Raw genomic sequence first — 20010 nt, 5'->3', positions numbered from 1 at the left:
GAAGGCGCGCACATGAAGCGCGGCCGAGAGTGATGCGGCGATGCAGTCAGAGCGATGCCACGCGGCCCGGATCGGAACAGGTGCCGACGATACTTCGCGAAGCGGGTGAACTTCGCGAAAACGCGAGATGGCGCCCGCGCCCGCTGGCGTATCGCCGCGACCCGCGATCGACCCGACGCGCGGCGCAGGCAATCAGTATAGCGGGGATGCGCGACGCGCAGCAGGGCGTTGCGTGCGCTCGCAATGATTGGGATCGCGATGTTTCATCGGTGTGAACGAGCGCCGCGAACGCGATTCGTATTCCGAGCAATCGCGCGCGTCAAGCAAGCGGCGCCGAATAGAACAGCCGGTTCAACAAGGTACGCACCATCGGTGCCAGCTCGCCGGCCGTCAGCCCGGCGGGGCCGTGGCCCTGCGCGGTCAGTGTATCGGCGGCGAGGCCGTGCAGATAGACGCCCGCGAGCGCCGCCTCGAAGCGTGGCAGATGCTGCGCGAGCAGCGCGCCGATGATGCCGCCGAGCACGTCGCCGGTGCCGCCAGTCGCGAGCGCGGCGTTGCCGGTCGGGTTCAGCGCGAGGCGGCCGTCGGGCGCGGCGATGATCGTGCCGACGCCCTTCAGCACGACGACGCTCGCAAAACGCGCCGCGAGCGCGCGCGCGGCCGCGAGACGGTCGCGTTGCACGCTCGCCGCATCGCTGCCAAGCAGGCGCGCCGCTTCGAGCGGATGCGGAGTGAAAATGCACGGATCGCCTTGCACGCCGCGCGCGGTGACTTCCGCGGCGAGCGCGGGATCCTTGGCGACCAGGTTCAGCGCGTCGGCATCGAACAGCTTGGGCACGTCGAGTTGCAGCACGTCGTGCAGTACCCGCGTCGCGCGTTCGCCGTGCCCCATGCCGCAGCCGATCGCGAGTGCGTCCATCGAATCGAGCGGCAGCGTGTCGATCGGATGCAGCATCAGTTCGGGGTGCGGAGGATCGTAGGGCGGGGCGCCTTCGCCCAGCAGCGCGACGTGGACCTTGCCCGCGCCGGTGTAGAGCGCCGCGCGCGCCGCGAGAATCGGCGCACCGCACATGCCGGTGTCGCCGCCGACCACCGCGAGGCTGCCGAAGGTGCCCTTGTTGGTCGCGAAGTTGCGTGGGGGCATGAAGGGGCCGAAGAGATCGGGGGCGCTGAGCTGGATCGCCGCACGCGAGGCGCTGGTTGCAGCGTCCTGGCTGCTCCCGCCGTTGATCCCTGCCACGAGCCCGATCGGTGCGACCGTCACTCGCCCGGCGAGATCGCGGCCTTGCGCGGTGAACAGCCCCGGTTTCGCGCCGATGAACGTGATCGTGTGCGTCGCATGGACCGCCGCCGCGCCGTTGCCGCCGATCACCGTGCCGGTGTCGCTGTCGAGCCCGCTGGGAACATCGAGCGCGAGCACGGCGCCTTGTGTCGGGCGCGCCTTCGTGCGCTGCGACAGCTGGCGCGCGAGCGTCGCGAAGACGCCGTCGAGCGGCCGCGCGAGACCGATGCCGAACATACCGTCGACGAGCCAGCCATAGCCGTCGAGCGAGGCGGGCGGCGACGCGTCGATCGGCACGCCGGCGGCGCGAGCCGCGTCGAGCGCCCAGCGCGCGTCGGCGGGCTTCACTTCAACCGGCATACAGACTTCGACAGCGATGCCGGCCTTGTGCAGTTCCGTCGCGACGACCAGCGCGTCGCCGCCGTTGTTGCCGGGGCCGGCGACCAGCCACGCGCGCTGCTGCGACTTCGTCACCGACGTTTCCGCGGCGATCCGTTCGAGCAGCCAGCGCGCGGCCGCGTGACCGGCGCGCGCCATCAGCGTGTGCTCGGGCAGGGCCGCGGCGGCCTGGGATTCGGCGATCCGCAAGTCGGTCAGCGTCAACAGCGGCAGCGCACGCGGCTGCGAATCGGTCAGCGGATCGAAAAGGGCGAGCGGCGAGTTTTCTGCGTCTGTCATGGCGAAACCTGGCGGTGCGCCCGCAGCGCGGCGGGCAGACTTTGGAATCGCTATGTTAGTGCCGATAGGCGCACGGCGTGCGGCTGTTTCGGTGCGTGCGGCGGAAGCGGCGCGATGAACACGAGGTATCGACAGCGGGCTGTCAGCCCGCCATACCCGCCTGGAACAGCACGAAACCTTACTGGAACCGCTCCGGCCTCAATGCATCGAGCGTGTCTTGCGGCAACGTCGGCGTCTGTCCCGACATCAGCTGTGCGACGAGCTTGCCCGCGCCGCAGGCGAGGCCCCAGCCGGCCGGGCCATGCCCGACGTTGATGAACAGCCGCGGATGCAGCGCGTTGCCGATCACCGGCAAGCCATCGGGCGACAGCAGTTTCACGCCTTCCCACGGCAGCGCCGCCGAAATGCGCGCGGCGCCCGGAATCCAGTCGTGCGTCGCCTGGCCGAGCAACGCGAGCGCCTCCTTGGTCAGCGCTTCGCCGAGCGGCTTGTCGATCTGGCTCGCGCTTTGCAGTACCGCGCCGCCCGCGATCCGCAGCCGATGGTTCATGCGGCTGATGCCGATGCGCTTGACCGCATCGACGATCGCGACGTGCGGCGCGCATTCCTCGTGCGCGATCGGCGCGACCAGCGAATGCAGCCGCAGCGGATGCAGCGGCAGCCTGAGCCCCGCGCGTTCGAGCAGCGCCAGGCTGCCGTAACCGGCGGCGACCACGACCGCGTCGGCCTGGACCACGTCGATCTCGCGCGAGCGGGGCGCGCCGTCGCGCGGCGCCAGTTCGACCGCCGCGCGCTGACTTTCGAGACGAATGCCGGTCACCTCGCAGTTCGGCATGAACTGCACGCCGCCTTGGGTATCGAGCACCTGTTTGACGAGCTTGGTCAAAAGCGGACAGTTCGCGGTGCGCTCGTGCTCGAACAGCACGCCGCCGGCGAATTCAGGATCTGTGGGGACCGCATGCTCGAACGCCGCGCATTCGGCCGGGCTCAGCACGTGATGCGGCACCTCGAACCGGTGCAGCAGATCGAGCGCGGCTGCGTTCAGTTCCCATTCGTGCGCGCTGCGCACGAGGTACAGCAGACCGCTCGCCTGTTCGAATTCGAGGCCGAAGCGGGCTTCGACGTCGGCCATCGCATCGCGCGAGGATTCAATCAGCGGCCGCAGCAGCGCGTACTGGCGCGCGAACGCCTCGGGTTCCTGCCATGCTCCGAGCTGCTTGATGAACTGCCGCGCGGCGCCGTTGAAGCCGGTCTTGCTGATCACGCCATTTTTCGCGTTGTAGCGGCTCGCCATAAAGGTCGGGCCGAACCAGACGTCGAGCGGCGTCGGCAGCACGTTGCCGCCTTGTCCGTAGGTGGCGCCTTGCGCGACGGTCGCGTGACGCTCGACGACGCATACCCGGTGGCCGGCCGCGCGCAGGTGATAAGCGGTGGCGACGCCCGCTACTCCGCCGCCAATGACGATGACATCCATGCTCTGATTCGATGTGCCGACGGGCGGCTCGCGCGCGTTCCCGTTGGCTGTGACATGCGGCGCGCCGCCGGATGAAGCCCGGGCCGCGTGCGCCGATCTGGTGAAACGCGAATGATAGCAGTCAAAACAGCCGCGCGGCGACGCGACGGGCACCGCCGCGACGCCTCGCGCGGGCAGGCGCGGGCCGCCGCCCACGCACCCCGGAGCCCGCTGGAAGCCCGTTCCCGGGGTATAATCTCGGACTTCCTTTCCGCCTCACGTCGCCTGCATGCGCGGCTCCCCGGCATCAATGATGAGCGACGCAACGTCAAGTCCCATGGCCCACTTCTCGTGTTTCCCCGGCGCTTCGGCCCTCTCCGATTTCCGTCAAACCCGCCTGCTCGACACGCTCACGCGCATCGACCCGAATATCACCGGCGTGCGCGGGCAGTATCTGCACTTCGTCAATGCCCAGACTGAACTGTCCGCTGAAGACAGCGCGAAGATCGAGGCGCTGATGCACTACGGCGATCCGTTCGAAGAAGGCAAGGAGCGTGGCGCGGTCGAGACCTTCCTCGTCGTGCCGCGCTTTGGCACCGTGTCGCCGTGGGCCAGCAAGGCAACCGACATCGCGCATCTGTGCGGACTCACGCGGGTGCGCCGCATCGAGCGCGGCGTCGAGTACTCGGTGACGCTGAAAAGCGGCCTGCTCGGCGGCAAGAAGACGCTGTCGGACGAAGCGCGCGCGGCCGTCGCCGCCGCGCTGCACGACCGCATGACCGAGAGCGTCGCGCCGTCGCGCGACCACGCGTTGCATCTGTTCGACGAATTGCCGGCCAAGCCGCTGCAAACCGTCGACGTGCTCGCGAGCGGCCGCGCCGCGCTCGAAACCGCCAACGCGGAACTGGGCCTTGCGCTCGCCGACGACGAAATCGACTACCTGGTGGACGCATTCACGAAGCTCGGCCGCAATCCGACCGACGTCGAGCTGATGATGTTCGCGCAGGCCAACAGCGAGCACTGCCGCCACAAGATCTTCAACGCGGACTGGACGATCGACGGCGAGAAGCAGGACATGTCGCTGTTCAACATGATCCGCAACACCGAGAAGCTGAACCCGCAGGGCACGATCGTCGCGTATTCGGACAACTCGGCGATCATGGTCGGCGGCATGGCCGAGCGCTGGTTCCCGCGCACGCCGGCCGACCTCGGCGCGAGCGAGTTGCCCGAGCACTATGGCCGCAGCGTCGAGCTCACGCACACGCTGATGAAGGTCGAAACGCACAACCATCCGACCGCGATCTCGCCGTTCCCGGGCGCCGCGACCGGCGCAGGTGGCGAAATCCGCGACGAAGGCGCGACCGGACGCGGCGCGCGTCCGAAGGCGGGCCTCGCGGGCTTCACGGTATCGAACCTCGAACTGCCGGACGGCGTCGAGGCGTGGGAAAACGCCCGCGACACCGCTCAGCCGCTCGCACGGCGCAATCCGGCCGACCAGCACGAAGCGTACGGCCGCCCGGACCGCATCGCCTCGCCGTTGCAGATCATGATCGACGGCCCGCTCGGCGCCGCCGCGTTCAACAACGAATTCGGCCGGCCGAACCTCGGCGGCTACTTCCGCACCTACGAGCAGAACGTCGCGGGTCTCGTGCGCGGCTATCACAAGCCGATCATGATCGCGGGCGGCATCGGCAATATCTCCGACCAGCACACGCACAAGCACGATCTGCCGGAAGGCTCGCTGCTGATCCAGATCGGCGGCCCGGGCATGCGCATCGGCATGGGCGGCGGCGCCGCGAGCTCGATGGCGACCGGCACCAACACCGCCGAGCTCGACTTTGACTCGGTGCAGCGCGGCAACCCGGAAATCGAGCGACGCGCGCAGGAAGTGATCAACGCGTGCTGGCAGCTCGGCGACAAGAACCCGATCCTCAGTATTCACGACGTCGGCGCGGGCGGTCTGTCGAACGCGTTCCCCGAAGTGGTGGACGGTGCGGGCAAGGGCGCACTGTTCGAACTGCGCAAGATCCAACTCGAGGAGAGCGGTCTGTCGCCGCGCGAAATCTGGTCGAACGAAGCGCAGGAGCGCTACGTGCTGGCGATCGCGCCGGCCGATCTGTCGGTGTTCGAGGCGATGTGCAAGCGCGAGCGCTGCCCGTTCGCGGTGATCGGCACGGCCACCGCCGAGCGTCAGCTGAAGCTGATCGACGCCGAACAGCAGGAAGGCGCGCACCAGCCAGTCGATATGCCGATGGAAGTGCTGCTCGGCAAGGCGCCGCGTATGCACCGCGACGTGAAGCGTGCCGGGCGCAGGCTCGAACCGGTCGACGTGACCGGCCTCGCGCTGCAAGACGTCGCGCAGAGCGTGCTGCGTCATCCGACGGTCGCGAGCAAGTCGTTTCTGATCACGATCGGCGACCGCTCGGTCGGCGGCACGACCGCGCGCGATCAGATGGTCGGTCCGTGGCAGGTGCCGGTGGCCGACGTCGCGATCACGACGATGGACTACGCAGGCTTCAGCGGCGAAGCGATGACGATGTCCGAGCGCACGCCGCTCGCCGTCATCAACGCACCGGCCTCTGGCCGTATGGCGGTCGGCGAGGCGATCACCAACATCGCGGCGGCGCCGATTGCGTCGCTCGACAAACTCAAGCTGTCGGCCAACTGGATGGCCGCGTGCGGCGCGGCTGGCGAAGATGCCGCGCTCTACGACACGGTTAAGGCGATCGGCATGGAACTGTGCCCGGCGCTCGGAATCGGCATTCCGGTCGGCAAGGATTCGCTGTCGATGCGCACCCGCTGGGAAGAGAGCGGCGTCGCGAAGGAAGTGGTCGCGCCGGTGTCGCTGATCATCTCCGCGTTCGCGCCGGTTGAAGACGTGCGCCGCCATCTGACGCCGCAACTGCAGCGCGTGAGCGAAGTCGGGGAGTCGGTGCTGATCGCGATCGATCTCGGCCGCGGCAAGCAGCGTCTGGGCGGCAGCATTCTCGCGCAGGTCACGCAGCAGGTCGGCGACACGGTGCCGGACGTCGACGATCCGGAAGATCTGAAGCGCTTCTTCAACGCGATCCAGGCGCTCAACAGCGACGGCAAGCTCCTCGCGTACCACGACCGCTCGGACGGCGGACTGTGGGCGACGGTTTGCGAAATGGCGTTCGCGGGTCACGCGGGCGTGTCGCTGAACGTCGACATGCTCGTGCTCGACCCGCACCACGAATCCGATTACGGCGACGCGAAGGACTGGGCGAAGCAGACCAGCGGCCGCCGCGAAGACCGCACGCTGCGCGCGCTCTTCAACGAAGAGCTCGGCGCCGTCGTGCAAGTGCGCGCGGCCGACCGCGACGTTGTGCTCGCCGCGCTGCGCGAACACGGTCTGTCGGCGTGCTCGCACGTGATCGGCAAGACCAGCGAGCGCGACGTGATCGAGATCTATCGCGACGCGAAGAAGGTTTACGAAGCGCCGCGCGCCGGACTGCATCGCACGTGGAGCGAAGTGAGCTGGCGCATCGCGCGTCTGCGCGACAACCCGGCTTGCGCCGACGCCGAATACGACGCGCTGCTCGACGCGGCCGACCCGGGCATCACGCCGGTGCTGAGCTTCGATCCGGCCGACGATGTCGCCGCCCCGTTCATTGGCAAGGGCGCGCGTCCGCGCGTCGCGATCCTGCGCGAGCAGGGCGTGAACTCGCATCTGGAGACGGCCTATGCATTCGATCGAGCCGGCTTCGACGCGCACGACGTGCACATGAGCGACCTGCTCGCGGGCCGCGCGAACCTCGCCGATTTCGCGGGTGCGGTCGCGTGCGGCGGCTTCTCGTACGGCGATACGCTGGGCGCCGGCGAAGGCTGGGCGAAGACGATCCGCTTCAACGCGCAACTGGCCGACATGTTCGCCGCGTTCTTCAGTCGTGGCGACACGTTCGCGCTCGGCATCTGCAACGGCTGCCAGATGATGAGCAGCCTCGCGTCGATGATCCCCGGCGCCGAAGCATGGCCGAAGTTCACGCGCAACAAGTCGGAGAAGTTCGAGGCGCGCTTCTCGCTCGTCGAGGTGCAGGCATCGCCGTCGCTCTTTTTCGCCGGCATGGAAGGCTCGCGCATTCCGGTCGCGGTCGCGCACGGCGAAGGCTTTGCGGACTTCTCGCAGCAGGGCGACAAGTCGAAGGTCGCGGTCGCGATGCGCTATGTCGATCACCGTGGTCAGGCGACCGAGCAATATCCGTTCAACCCGAACGGTTCGCCCGAGGGCATCACATCGGTCACGACGGCCGACGGCCGCTTCACGGTGCTGATGCCGCACATGGAGCGCGTGCATCGCGCGGTGCAGATGAGCTGGCATCCGCAGGGCTGGGGCGAGATCGGCACGGACGCGAGCCCGTGGCTGCGCGCGTTCCAGAACGCGCGTCGCTGGCTCGGTTGATGAGTCGAGGGGGCTGCCGCCCGCGTGCGGCGGCTCCTGTTTGCGGCAGCCACGCACGCCGCCGCTGCGAATCTTGCAGCAACAAAAAAGCCGCCCACGGGCGGCTTTATCGCATTCAGGCTTCAGAGGCAGGCGGACTATCCGAAGACAATCTGCCCGCCGACCCTTACTGAATCTTCGCGTTCTTGCGCAGATTCTCTTCGAACGCCTGCAGCTTTTCCTGCTGGATCTGCTGCACGATCTGCGCGCGCACCTGCTCGAGCGGCGGCGGCGTGACGGCGCGGATGTCGTCGACACGGATGATGTGCCAGCCGAATTGCGTATGCACCGGCGTGTCGGTCATCTGGCCTTTCTGCAGATGCGTGGCCGCGTCCGCGAATTCAGGCACGTAGGCCTTCGGGTCCGACCAGTCGAGATCGCCGCCGTTCTTGCCCGATCCCGGGTCCTTCGAGTACTGCTTGGCCAGGTTCTCGAAGCTTGCGCCGGCCTTGATCTTTGCGATCAGGTCCTTCGCCTGTTGCTCGTTGTCGACGAGGATATGGTGCAGGTGATATTCCTTGCCGCCCGCATCCTTGACGAGCGCGTTGTAGCGCGCGGTGACTTCGGCGTCGGTCGGCTGGTTGGTCTTCACGAAGTCTTCGATCAACGCGCGCAGCACCACGGTTTGCTGCGCGACCGCGATTTGCGCCTTGACGTCCGGACGGTTCGGCAGCCCGCGACGCAGCGCTTCCTGCATCAGGATTTCGCGATTCACGAGCTCTTCGCGCACGGCCTGCTGCAGCTGCGGCGTGTCCTGCTGTCCCTGGTGAACCAGTTGCTGGATCAACGCATCGGCGCGCGACTTCGGAATCGCCGTACCGTTCACCACGGCGATGTTCTGTGCGAATGCAGGTGCGGCCGCGAACGCGGCCAGCAATACCCAGAGGCGGGTTTTCTTCAAGGTCATCGAAAGGTTCCTAGCGGGGCAACAAAGCAAATTCTTCGGGCGTATAAGCCGTGATTGCAAGGGCATGAATGCCGCGCTGCATGGCATCGGCCAGCGCATCATACACCATGCGATGCCGCGCCACGCGGGGCTTCCCGGCAAACGCGACGGCCACGATCGTGACACTGAAATGACCGCCGGCCGAGGCGCCGGCATGGCCGGCGTGCTGCGCGCTGTCGTCAGTGATGCGGATCGACTCGACGGGCGCGAGCGCGGCCGTGAGGCGTGCCTCGATCAGCGCGGCGCGCTCGGCGGTGGTGGCGTGCATGAACAGGTCGCTCATGTCATTCCTCCTTCATGTACTTCGACAGCCACAGGCTCTGTCCGACGATGAACACGAGCAGGCAGCCGGTCGCGCCGAAGAGTTTGAAATTGACCCACTGATCGGTCGTGTAGTGATACGCGACGAACAGGTTCAGCAGACCGAGCAGCACGAAAAACACCGCCCAGATCAGGTTCAGCTTGCCCCAGATCGCGTGCGGCAGCGCGATCTGCTTGCCCATCATCGCTTCGATCAGGTTCTTGTTGAAGCCGAGCTGCGACACGATCAGCGCGACGGAAAACGCCCAATACAGCACGGTCGGCTTCCATTTGATAAAGGTGTCGTTGTGCAGCACGAGCGTCGCGCCGCCGAATACCACGACGACGCCGAGACTCACCCACAGCATCGGGTCGACCTTGCGGTGGCGGAACGCCACCCACGCGATCTGCACCAGCGTGGCGACGATCGCCACTGCCGTCGCCGTGAAAATGCCCCAGATCTTGAAGGCCACGAAGAACAGGATGATCGGGAACAGATCGAACAGGAATTTCATTATCTGATCGGGAAGTCGGAGAGTGATTCGAACGTTGAAGCGCGCCCGGGTGGCGTGCAAGGTGCGCGGTGGCCGCTGGCGAGCGGGACTGGCGCATGAGAAGGGCGCCGCGCGCGATTCGCGCCGCAGCGCCCGAAGCGGGCAGGCCCGCTGCCGCGCCGCGTTACTTGGGCTCGAATTGTAACGCAGCCGAATTGATGCAGTAACGCAGACCGGTCGGCGCCGGTCCGTCCTCGAACACGTGACCCAGATGCGCGCCGCAATTCTTGCACTGCACCTCGATGCGCAGCATGCCGTGTGAGCGGTCGGTCTTCTCGGCGATCACCTCGCCGTTGATGGGGCGGAAATAGCTCGGCCAGCCGCAGCCGGCGTCGAACTTGGTGTCCGATTCGAACAGCGGCGTGCCGCAGCACACGCAGTCGTAGACGCCGCGTTCCCAGTGATCGTTGTAGCGGCCCGTGAACGGGCGCTCGGTGGCCGCATGGCGCGTCACCTGGTATTCCATGTCGGTCAGCTGCTTGCGCCACTCGGCGTCGTTTTTCTGTACGGCTGGGGCATCATGCTTGAGATCGTCGGGGTTGCTCATGGTCGGGTTCCTGTCTCGGGTTTGTCTCGCGGGTTTGTCCTGGTTCGTACCGGTGTTTTCTGTAGGCACGGCCGTGGCGATTCAACTGCGCCGGCGCGTCATGACGAACAGCTCACTTCCAGTGAGTTCGCCCAGTCGGGCGGCAGGCCCGCATACGACGCGTATTCGGGCTGCTCGTCGAACGGGTGACGCAACACGGCCGCGAGCCGTTCCACCTCGGAGAAATCCTTCTCCTTCGCGCGTTGGATCGCCGTTTCCGCCAGATGGTTGCGAAGTACGAATTTGGGGTTCACGCGATTCATTGCAATGGCGCGCGCAACGTCGTCGCGTGACTCTTCAGCGAGCCGCGCGCGATAGCCGTTCGCCCATGCGTCGAAGGCGGCGCGATCGAGGAACAGGTCGCGCACCGACGTATCGCCGCTCGCATCGTGTTTCGACAGGCGCGCGAGATTGCGGAACGTCAGCGTGAAATCGGCGCGGTTCGCGTGCATCACTTCGAACAGCCGGTTGACCAGCGCGTCGTCGCCGTCGCGCGCCTGTTCGAGGCCGAGCTTCGCGCGCATGCGGTTTTCGAGCGCCGGCGCAAAACGGTCCTTGAAGCCGGCGAGCACGTGCTGCGCATCTTCGACCGCCTTGTCGGCGCGCACGCTTTCGTCGTGCTTCTCGCCGAACAACGGCAGCAGTCCCTGCGCGAGGCAGAACAGGTTCCAGTACGCGATTTGCGGCTGCAGCCGGTAGGCGTAGCGGCCCTGCGTATCGGAGTGATTGCAGATGTGGCCGGCATCGAAGCCATCCATGAAACCGAACGGGCCGTAGTCGATCGTCAGGCCCAGGATCGACATGTTGTCGGTATTCATCACGCCGTGACAGAAACCGACCGCCTGCCAGTCGACCATCAGATCCGCGGTGGAGCGCACCGCCTCGGCGAGCAGCGCCAGATACGGATCGTCGGCCTCCTTGCAATGCGGATAGAAGCGCTCGACGACATGATCGGCGAGCGAGCGCAACGCGTCGACACGATCGTTCGCGTAGAAGTGCTCGAAGTGGCCGAAGCGCACGAAGCTCGGCGCGACGCGCGTGACCACCGCCGCGGTTTCGATCGTCTCGCGCCGCACCCGCTGGTCGGAGCCGATCACGCACAATGCGCGCGTGGTCGGAATGCCGAGATGATGCATCGCCTCCGAGCACAGATATTCGCGGATCGACGAGCGCAGCACCGCGCGGCCGTCGCCCATGCGCGAATAGGGCGTGCGGCCCGCGCCTTTGAGCTGTAGTTCGTTGCGCTCGCCGTCGTGTTCGAGCTCGCCCAGACCGAGCGCGCGGCCGTCGCCGAGCTGGCCGGCCCACACGCCGAACTGATGCCCCGAGTACACCGACGCATAAGGCAGCGTGTCGACCGGCCAGTCGCGCGTCGCGTTGCCGCAGAACAGCTCGATAAAGCCCGGGTCGCGCTCGATGCCCTCGGGCATCCCGAGCCGCGCGGCGGTCTCGGCCGAGAAGCCGACGAGATAGGGTGCGTCGAGCGGCGCGGCGGGCAGGCGCGTGAGGAACGTGCCGCCGAGCCGCGCGAACGCGTTGGCTGGGGGAGTGGCGAGTGTGTTGGAAAGATCCGTCAAAGCTGCGGATAGCCCTGCAAAGCTTGGGGAAAACGACATGTTGAGCGCCTCTGGATTAGCCGATATTGTAAGTCCGCGCCCGCGGCGCTGCTGGGCGGCCGCCTTCATCGTTCGGACCATGCTGCTGCGCTCGACGCCGCCACGATCTTCCGTCAACCCATCGACCCACTAACAAGCCGAGGAGACCCCGCCTTATGACGACGCCGCTGCTGGGCCAGATGATGGACGTGCCGCTCACCGTGTCATCGTTGCTCGCGCATGCCGCGCGGCATTTCGGCAGCACCGGGATCGTGTCGCGGCGCATCGAAGGCGACCTGCATCGCTACACGTACCGCGATTGCGAGCAGCGCGCGAAGCAGCTCGCGCAGGCGCTCATCGCGCTCGGCGTCGAACCGGGCGAACGCGTCGCGACGCTCGCGTGGAACGGCTACCGGCATCTCGAAGCGTATTACGGCACCACCGGGTTCGGCGCCGTGTGTCACACGATCAACCCGCGGCTTTTCCCCGACCAGATCGCCTACATCGTCAATCATGCTGACGACGCGTACGTGCTGTTCGACACGACGTTCGCCGCGCTGGTCGACACGCTCGCGCCGCAGTGCCCGCGCGTGCGCGGCTGGATCGCACTGTGCGATGAAGCGCATCGGCCGCCGATGCAAACGTCGGTGCTGTGTTACGAAACGCTGATGGACGGGCAGGACGGCCGCTTCGACTGGCCCACGCTCGACGAGCGCCAGGCGTCGTATCTCTGCTATACGTCGGGCACGACCGGCAATCCGAAAGGCGCGCTGTATAGCCATCGCTCGACGGTGCTGCACGCGTTCGGCGCGGCGTTGCCCGACGCAATGAACCTGTCCGCGCGCGACTCGGTGCTGCCCATCGTGCCGATGTTCCATGTCAACGCATGGGGCCTCGCGCATGCGGGGCCGCTGACCGGCGCGAAGCTCGTGTTCCCCGGCAAGGATCTCGACGGCAAGTCGCTGTACGAACTGATGGAGAGCGAACGCGTCACATGCTCGGCCGGCGTGCCGACCGTGTGGCTCGGTCTGCTGAACTACCTGCGCGAAACGGGCGCGAGGTTTTCGTCGCTCGAGCGCACGGTGATTGGCGGTTCCGCCTGTCCGCCCGCGATGCTGCGGATACTCGAGGACGACTACGGCGTGCAGGTGATCCATGCATGGGGCATGACGGAGATGTCGCCGCTCGGTACCTTGTCGAAGCTGACCTGGGAGCAGAGCCGGCGGCCGCCCGCCGATCAGCGCAAACTGCTCGAAAAGCAGGGTCGTGCGATCTACGGCGTCGACATGAAGATCGTCGGCGAGGATGGCCGCGAGCTGCCTTGGGATGGCGTCGCGTTCGGCGATCTGCACGTGCGCGGGCCGTGGGTCATCGACCGGTATTTCCGCAAGGAAGACTCGCCGCTCATCGACGGCTGGTTCCCGACCGGCGACGTCGCGACGATCGACCCCGACAGCTTCCTGCACATCACCGATCGCTCGAAGGACGTGATCAAGTCGGGCGGCGAATGGATCAGCTCGATCGACGTCGAGAACGTCGCGCTCGCGCATCCGGCGGTCGCGGAAGCCGCGTGCATCGCGTGCGCGCATCCGAAGTGGACCGAGCGCCCGTTGCTCGTGGTCGTCAAACGCGCGGGGCAAGACGTCACGCGCGACGAACTGCTCGCGTTCTACGACGGCAAGGTCGCGAAGTGGTGGATCCCCGACGACGTCGTGTTCGTCGACGGACTACCGCACACGGCGACCGGCAAGCTGCAGAAGCTGAAGCTGCGCGATCTGTTCCGCGACCATGTGCTGCCGTCCGCGCTCGAAGACGGCCGCAGCTGTCCGCTGAGCCCCGAGTCCCAGGGGAAACCCCACTCTGGAATAAATTGAACGTTCGTTCTTTTTTGGTGTATTGTGCCTGCTGACCCCGGAACCGTCGCTTGAAAAAGTCTGACCATAAGCAGGCTCGATGAACCGGACGGGCGGCGCATCATGCGCCGCCTCAATGCATGGATCGCACGGAGGCACGCAGATGGCAGTGGACTACACAACTCATGACGGCGTGGCCGTTCTCACGCTGAACAATCCTCCCGTCAATGGGCTCGGTCTGTCGACGCGGGCGGATATCGTCGAAGGGCTCGAGCGCGCACAGAACGATCCGGCCATCAAGGCCATCGTGCTGACGGGCGCGGGCAAGGCCTTTTCGGGCGGCGCCGACATCACCGAATTCAATACGCCGAAGGCGACCCAGGAGCCGACGCTCGCGACGGTCATCAAGGCCGTGGAAGGCAGCGCGAAGCCAGTCGTCGCGGCGATCCACAGCGTCGCGATGGGCGGCGGCCTCGAACTTGCCCTCGGCGCGCATTACCGCGTCGCCGCGGCCGGCGCGCAGATCGCGCTGCCCGAAGTGAAGCTCGGCATCCTGCCGGGCGCGGGCGGCACGCAGCGTCTGCCGCGCGCCATCGGTCTGGAAGCGTCGCTGAACATGATCGTGTCGGGCGCGCCGGTGCTCTCGGAAAAGCTCGCCGAGTCGGGGCTGTTCGACGAAGTCGTCGCGAATCCCGCCGAACTCGCTGAAGCGGCGCTCGCGTTCGCGCGCAAGGTCGGCGCGCAGGCAGGCCCGCATCCGAAGGTGCGCGACCGCGAGATCAAACATCCGAACGCAGCCGGTTTCATCCAGTTCGCGCGCAATAGCGTCGCGGCAATCGCGAAGAACTTCCCGGCGCCGCATAAATGCATCGACGCGGTCGAAGCCGGTGTGAAGGACGGCTTCGACAAGGGCCTCGCATTCGAGCGCGAATGCTTCATCGCGCTCGTGCAGACGCCGGAGAGCCGCGCGCTGCGTCACGCGTTCTTCGGTGAGCGGGCGGCGAGCAAGATTCCCGACGTGCCGGCAGATACTTCGGTGCGCGACATCGATCGGGTGGCCGTGATCGGCGCCGGCACGATGGGCGGCGGCATCGCGATGAACTTCCTCAACGCGGGCATTCCGGTCACGCTGCTGGAAACGGAGCAGGAAGCGCTCGACCGCGGTCTCGCGACGATCCGCAAGAACTACGAGGCGACCGTCAGGAAAGGCAAGCTGAAGCCCGAGGTGATGGAACAGCGCCTCGCGCTGCTGAGCCCGACGCTCTCCTACGACGACCTGAAGCACGCCGACATGATCGTCGAAGCCGTGTTCGAAGAACTGGGCGTGAAGGAGCAGGTGTTCCGCCGGCTCGATGAAGTCGCGAAGCCCGGTGCGATCCTCGCGTCGAACACGTCGACGCTCGACGTCGACAAGATCGCGGCGTTCACGAAGCGTCCGCAGGATGTGGTCGGCATGCACTTCTTCAGCCCGGCCAACGTGATGAAGCTGCTCGAAGTCGTGCGTGGCAAGGAGACCGCGAAGGACGTGCTCGCCACCGTGATGAAGCTCGCGAAGAAGATCAGGAAGACCGCGGTGGTGTCGGGCGTGTGCGACGGCTTTATCGGCAACCGGATGATCGAGCAATACGTTCGTCAGGCGCTGTTCATGCTCGAAGAGGGCGCGTTGCCAGCGCAGGTAGACAAGGCCATCGAGAAGTTCGGCTTCGCGATGGGTCCGTTCCGCATGAGCGATCTCGCCGGCAACGACATCGGCTGGGCGATCCGCAAGCGCCGCTATCTCGAACACCCCGACATGCACTACTCGAAGATCGCCGACCGTCTGTGCGAGATGGGCCGCTTCGGCCAGAAGACCGGCGGCGGCTGGTACGACTACAAGGCGGGCGATCGCACCGCATACCCTTCGGGCGTGGTCAACGACATGATCGGCGAGTACTCGAAGGAAACCAACTCTGAGCGCCGCAAGATCAGCGACGAAGAAATCGTCGAGCGTCTGGTGTTCGCGCTCGTCAACGAAGGCGCGAAGATTCTCGAGGAAGGCATCGCGTCGAAGGCGTCGGATATCGACATGGTCTATCTGACCGGCTACGGCTTCCCGTTGCATCGCGGCGGCCCGATGCTGTACGCGGACACGGTGGGGCTCTACAACGTCGAGCGCGCGATTCGCCGCTATGCGGCGCGGCCGAACGGCGACGCGTGGAAGCTCGCCCCGAGCATCGCGAAGCTCGCGGCCGAAGGTCGCGGGTTCAACGGCTGAGCGCGGCTGGCTTCAGCTCACGAATTGAGCGGTGCGGGTTTCCCCCGCATCGCTCGCATCAAACGACAGAGGCGGCGCGGTGATGCGCTTTTGAACGCACGGCAGTGAGCCGGCGCGCCACTTTCGACACTGCAATTGGAGACACGCATGACTGACGCCGTAATCGTATCCACCGCCCGCACGGGCCTCGCCAAATCGTGGCGCGGCGGTTTCAACATGACGCACGGCGCGACGCTCGGCGGCCACGTGACGCAGGCCGCGGTCGAGCGCGCGAAGCTCGATCCGGCGCGCGTCGAGGACGTGATCATGGGTTGCGCGAATCCGGAAGGCGCGACGGGCGGCAATATCGCGCGGCAGATCGCATTGCGCGCGGGCTTGCCGGTCAGCGTGCCGGGCATGACCGTGAACCGTTTCTGCTCGTCGGGATTGCAGACGATCGCGCTTGCGTCGCAACGCGTGATCGCCGGCGAGGGCGACGTGTACGTCGCGGGTGGCGTCGAGTCGATCTCGTGCGTGCAGAACGAGATGAACCGCCACATGACGACCGACGGCTGGCTCGCCGAGCACAAGCCGGAAATCTACTGGTCAATGCTGCAGACCGCCGAGAACGTCGCGAAGCGCTACTCGATCTCGAAGGAACGCCAGGACGAATACGGCGTGCGCTCGCAGCAACGCGCGGCGGCCGCGCTCGAAGCCGGTAAATTCAAGGACGAAATCGTGCCGTTGACGGTGCTCGCCGGCGTCGCCGACAAGGCGAGCGGCCGTCTCTACACGAAGGAAGTGACCGTCAGCAGCGACGAAGGCATTCGCGCCGACACGACGCTCGAAGGCGTGTCGAAGATTCGCACCGCGCAGCCGGGCGGCGTGGTCACCGCGGGCAATGCGAGCCAGTTCTCGGACGGCGCATCCGCTTGCGTCGTGATGAACGCGACGCTTGCCGAACGCGAAGGGCTGCAGCCGCTCGGCATATTCCGCGGTTTCGCGGTGGCCGGCTGCGAGCCCGACGAAATGGGCATCGGCCCGGTGTTCGCGGTGCCGAAGCTGTTGAAGAAAGCCGGCCTCAAGGTCGAGGACATCGGGCTGTGGGAGCTGAACGAAGCGTTCGCGGTGCAGGTGCTCTATTGCGCCGACCAACTCGGCATTGCGCACGACCGCCTGAACGTGAACGGCGGCGCGATCGCGGTGGGCCATCCGTACGGCGTGTCGGGAGCGCGGCTCGTCGGCCATGCGCTGATCGAAGGCAAGCGGCGCGGCGTGAAGTTCGTCGTCGTGACGATGTGCATCGGCGGCGGGCAGGGCGCGGCGGGTTTGTTCGAAGTGGTTTGAGCGGCGTGGGCCGGCGTCATTACCAGCCCGTGTCCGACGACGGCAGGCTCAGCGTCCCCTGATCGGTGAATCGCGTCGTACCGGTCACGCCACCCGCGAGCTTGCCGCGCAGAACGTACGGAACCTGTCCCGACTGCGCGGCGCCGGCTAGCGCAAAGGCTTGACGAACCGCGGCGAAAGCCGGCACGGTCAGCGGCACGGTGACGACGGTTTCGCCGAAGCGCGGCACGGTGCCGCTCTGGTCGCTGACGCCGCTCGCGAACGGCTTGCCGTTCAGTTCCAGATCGAGCGACACGCCGTTGAAGCTGACCGCGGAGTCGTTGGGATTCTGCACGCGCAGTTTGACGTTGAAGCGCATCTCCATGCCCTGGCCAGCGATCGGCTCGATGCCCGCCACGTTAACGCGCAACGGGTCGGCACCGAACAGGCCCGCGCAGCCAGCGAGTGTCAGCGTGACAGCGACGACGGCGGCGAACAGGCGCCACACCCGTGAGACCAGGCCCGGCTGCAGCGCGCGAAAGAATGACATGACCTGCACCTCGAACGAACCGGATTGGTCATGCATTGTAACGGGCCGCATGGCGCGCGCAGCGACGTTTCAGGCGGCGCGCCGCCACCGTGTGCGCACGACGCAAGCGAGACGCCGAGCGGCTTGCAGAACGAAACCGCGCGCGCTGTGTTCAGCGTGTGCAGGCAGCACGATGAATGCAGCGCGATCGGCCTGCGTCGCGCGGATCGACACGACGCCACGTTGCGAGGTCACAAAGCGCTCGCCTTCGTGCAACGTGAGCGACGTGAGCGGGGCGTCGTTGCCGAGCCAGGCCAGCGAATGATCGCGGAAGACGAGTTGCAATGCACCTTCGACCGCGATGATCGAACTGCGGGCGCGCAAGTCGTGCAGGGCCATCTGACCGGCGGCAAGATGCGACGCCGCGGTGCAATCCACTTCTGCACCGGGTAACAAGCGATCGTGGTATGGACGCACAGGCATGACCCATTCCTTTAAATCGTTTTCGTGTCACACAGCTTAGGGAGTCCGTCCGGATGAAAACAGGCGCAGCTGTCGACAATCTGAACCGGTACAGTGGTGCGTTTCGTCACGCTGTATCGGTCCGAATCACGTCGATGTGTATCTGTCGCGGCGCGCGGACTATCCGCACCATCGGTTCATGAGCGAACTCCTCTTCACACCGCAAGGTCCCTCGACGGACCGGCCAGCCGAGCGCCAGCCGCTTTACCGGCAACTGGCCGACCAATACCGCCGCGCGATCGGCCACGGCGTGCTGCGCCCGGGTGACCGCATGCCGTCGATGCGCGCGTTCATGCAGCGCCACGGCGTGAGCCTCGCGACGGCGACCGAGAGCTATCGCGAACTGGAACGCGCCGCGCTGATCGACGCCCGGCCGCGCGCCGGCTATTTCGTGCGCGTGTCACCGACGGCTGCGTTGCCCTGCGCCGCCGAGCCCGATCTCGCGATGCAGCCCGGCGCCGCCGCGCAGTTCGTCGGCATTCATTCGGAGATTTCGGCGCTCGTGTCGAAATTTCAGCGCTATCCGCACGCGCTGAATCTCGGCGGCGCGACCGCGTCACCCGATCTCTATCCGACCGATGCGTTGCAAAAGGCCGCGGTGCGCGCGTTGCGCCGGCGACCCACCTTGCTGACCGCCGTCGGACCCGATCTGGGTGATCCGGCGTTGCGCGCGATCATCGCCCGGCGCGCGCTCGAGGCCGGCAGCCAGATCGGCGCGGACGACATCATCATGACGCACGGCGGCGTCGAAGCGATGAACCTCGCGTTGCGGGCGGTAACGCAGCCGGGCGACACGGTCGCGGTCGAATCGCCGTGCTTCTTCGGTTTGCTGCAGGCGCTCGAAAGTCTCGGTCTGCGCGCGCTCGAAATTCCGACCAGCCCGAGCACCGGCCTCGCGATCGAGGCGCTGGCGTTCGCGCTGCACACGCATCCCGACATCAAGGCGGTCGTGGTGGTGCCGAATCTGCAAAACCCGCTCGGCAGCGTGATGCCCGACGCGCACAAGGCGAGCCTCGTCGAACTGTGCGCGCGCGCCGGCATCGCGCTGATCGAGGACGATCCCTACCGCGAGCTCGTCGATGCCGCGCAGCCGCCCCGCTCGCTGAAGGCGTGGGACACCGATGGAACCGTGATCCATTGCACATCGTTCAACAAGACGCTGGCGCCTGGCATGCGCGTCGGCTGGATCAACGGTGGCCGGTGGCATCCGCGCATCGGTATGCTGAAGTTCGCGCAGTCGCGCCACAACGAGCAGTTGTCGCAAGTCGTGCTCGCCGGGTTCCTGGAGACGAGCGCGTACGAGCGCCATTTGCGGCGTTTGCGCGAGAGCTTGCAGCTGCGGCGCGAGCGGATGGCCGCGGCGGTGGCGGCATCGTTTCCCGACGGCACGCGGTTCACGCCGCCGCGCGGCGGGATGTTTTTCTGGATCGAATTGCCGCGCCACGTATCGTCGTCGGCTTTATTCGACGCCGCGTTGCATGACGGTATTCGCATCATGCCGGGCACGGTATTTTCGAACGCCGGGCGTTTCGATCACTTCATTCGGCTCAGCTGTCCGGGTGCGGATCTGGATCTGACCGACGAAGCGGTGCGCAGACTAGGGCGCCTCGCGGCACGGATGGCGGCCCATGCGTCAACGCGATAGCGGGTATCATTTCCCGCCGTAGGCTCGACACGCGCCGTCGGCTACGAAA

14 protein-coding genes are annotated in these 20010 nt (G+C 66.5%); 5 read left to right on the top strand and 9 right to left on the bottom strand.

The window, feature by feature from the left end:
* Window positions 1–319: 319 nt before the first annotated feature.
* Both OKW45_RS23095 and OKW45_RS23090 read right to left on the bottom strand, forming a co-directional pair.
* Window positions 320–1960, bottom strand: coding sequence for an NAD(P)H-hydrate dehydratase (locus OKW45_RS23095; RefSeq protein WP_429471361.1), 1641 nt, complete (start codon window positions 1958–1960; stop codon window positions 320–322).
* A gap of 178 nt (window positions 1961–2138) precedes the next feature.
* Entirely contained in the window at window positions 2139–3434 is a 1296-nt protein-coding gene (locus tag OKW45_RS23090) for an FAD-dependent oxidoreductase (RefSeq protein ID WP_026225393.1), read from the bottom strand.
* Window positions 3435–3750: 316 nt separating this feature from the next.
* Here OKW45_RS23090 and purL point away from each other — a divergent pair, with 316 nt between their 5' ends.
* Complete coding sequence (purL, locus tag OKW45_RS23085) at window positions 3751–7833, top strand: phosphoribosylformylglycinamidine synthase (protein ID WP_429471359.1); 4083 nt, start codon at window positions 3751–3753, stop codon at window positions 7831–7833.
* 166 nt (window positions 7834–7999) lie between these two features.
* Here the strand turns inward: purL and OKW45_RS23080 are convergent, their stop codons facing one another.
* The 5 genes from OKW45_RS23080 to OKW45_RS23060 form a co-directional block, all read right to left on the bottom strand.
* On the bottom strand, window positions 8000–8779 hold the full coding sequence (locus OKW45_RS23080) for a peptidylprolyl isomerase (protein ID WP_429471357.1): 780 nt from the start codon (window positions 8777–8779) through the stop codon (window positions 8000–8002).
* A 10-nt stretch (window positions 8780–8789) separates the two neighbouring features.
* On the bottom strand, window positions 8790–9101 hold the full coding sequence (locus tag OKW45_RS23075) for a BolA family protein (protein ID WP_018418067.1): 312 nt from the start codon (window positions 9099–9101) through the stop codon (window positions 8790–8792).
* Between the two features lies 1 nt (window position 9102).
* Window positions 9103–9633 carry a septation protein A gene (locus OKW45_RS23070; protein WP_027197690.1) on the bottom strand — a complete coding sequence of 177 codons (531 nt, stop codon included), beginning with the start codon at window positions 9631–9633 and terminating at the stop codon, window positions 9103–9105.
* Between the two features lie 163 nt (window positions 9634–9796).
* Window positions 9797–10219: a peptide-methionine (R)-S-oxide reductase MsrB gene (gene msrB, locus OKW45_RS23065; protein WP_018418065.1), complete on the bottom strand. Its 423-nt coding sequence runs from the start codon at window positions 10217–10219 to the stop codon at window positions 9797–9799.
* A gap of 98 nt (window positions 10220–10317) precedes the next feature.
* Entirely contained in the window at window positions 10318–11874 is a 1557-nt protein-coding gene (locus tag OKW45_RS23060; protein WP_429471355.1) for a protein adenylyltransferase SelO, read from the bottom strand.
* Between the two features lie 155 nt (window positions 11875–12029).
* On the opposite strand from OKW45_RS23060, the gene OKW45_RS23055 reads away from it, so the two are divergent.
* From OKW45_RS23055 to OKW45_RS23045, 3 genes are all read left to right on the top strand, one after another.
* The gene (locus tag OKW45_RS23055) at window positions 12030–13727 is read left to right on the top strand and encodes a 3-(methylthio)propionyl-CoA ligase (RefSeq protein WP_429471353.1); all 1698 of its coding nucleotides are present in this window, start codon (window positions 12030–12032) and stop codon (window positions 13725–13727) included.
* A 142-nt stretch (window positions 13728–13869) separates the two neighbouring features.
* Window positions 13870–15960 (top strand): 3-hydroxyacyl-CoA dehydrogenase NAD-binding domain-containing protein, encoded by a 2091-nt coding sequence (locus OKW45_RS23050; protein WP_429471351.1) that lies wholly within the window; start codon window positions 13870–13872, stop codon window positions 15958–15960.
* Window positions 15961–16107: 147 nt separating this feature from the next.
* The gene (locus tag OKW45_RS23045) at window positions 16108–17286 is read left to right on the top strand and encodes an acetyl-CoA C-acyltransferase (RefSeq protein WP_429471349.1); all 1179 of its coding nucleotides are present in this window, start codon (window positions 16108–16110) and stop codon (window positions 17284–17286) included.
* A 19-nt stretch (window positions 17287–17305) separates the two neighbouring features.
* Here the strand turns inward: OKW45_RS23045 and OKW45_RS23040 are convergent, their stop codons facing one another.
* Together OKW45_RS23040 and OKW45_RS23035 are read right to left on the bottom strand one after the other, a co-directional pair.
* Window positions 17306–17815 (bottom strand): LEA/WHy family protein, encoded by a 510-nt coding sequence (locus OKW45_RS23040; RefSeq protein WP_026225391.1) that lies wholly within the window; start codon window positions 17813–17815, stop codon window positions 17306–17308.
* 69 nt (window positions 17816–17884) lie between these two features.
* Window positions 17885–18277: a hypothetical protein gene (locus OKW45_RS23035; protein WP_018418059.1), complete on the bottom strand. Its 393-nt coding sequence runs from the start codon at window positions 18275–18277 to the stop codon at window positions 17885–17887.
* A 178-nt stretch (window positions 18278–18455) separates the two neighbouring features.
* Here OKW45_RS23035 and OKW45_RS23030 point away from each other — a divergent pair, with 178 nt between their 5' ends.
* Window positions 18456–19961 (top strand): aminotransferase-like domain-containing protein, encoded by a 1506-nt coding sequence (locus OKW45_RS23030; RefSeq protein WP_429471347.1) that lies wholly within the window; start codon window positions 18456–18458, stop codon window positions 19959–19961.
* Window positions 19962–20010 lie beyond the last annotated feature (49 nt).

It is taken from the genome of Paraburkholderia lebeckiae, from assembly GCF_050436225.1.
In the GTDB taxonomy this organism is placed as follows: domain Bacteria; phylum Pseudomonadota; class Gammaproteobacteria; order Burkholderiales; family Burkholderiaceae; genus Paraburkholderia; species Paraburkholderia tuberum.
Note: the sequence above shows the minus strand (reverse complement) of the source record. Positions and strands in the feature narration are given on the sequence as shown.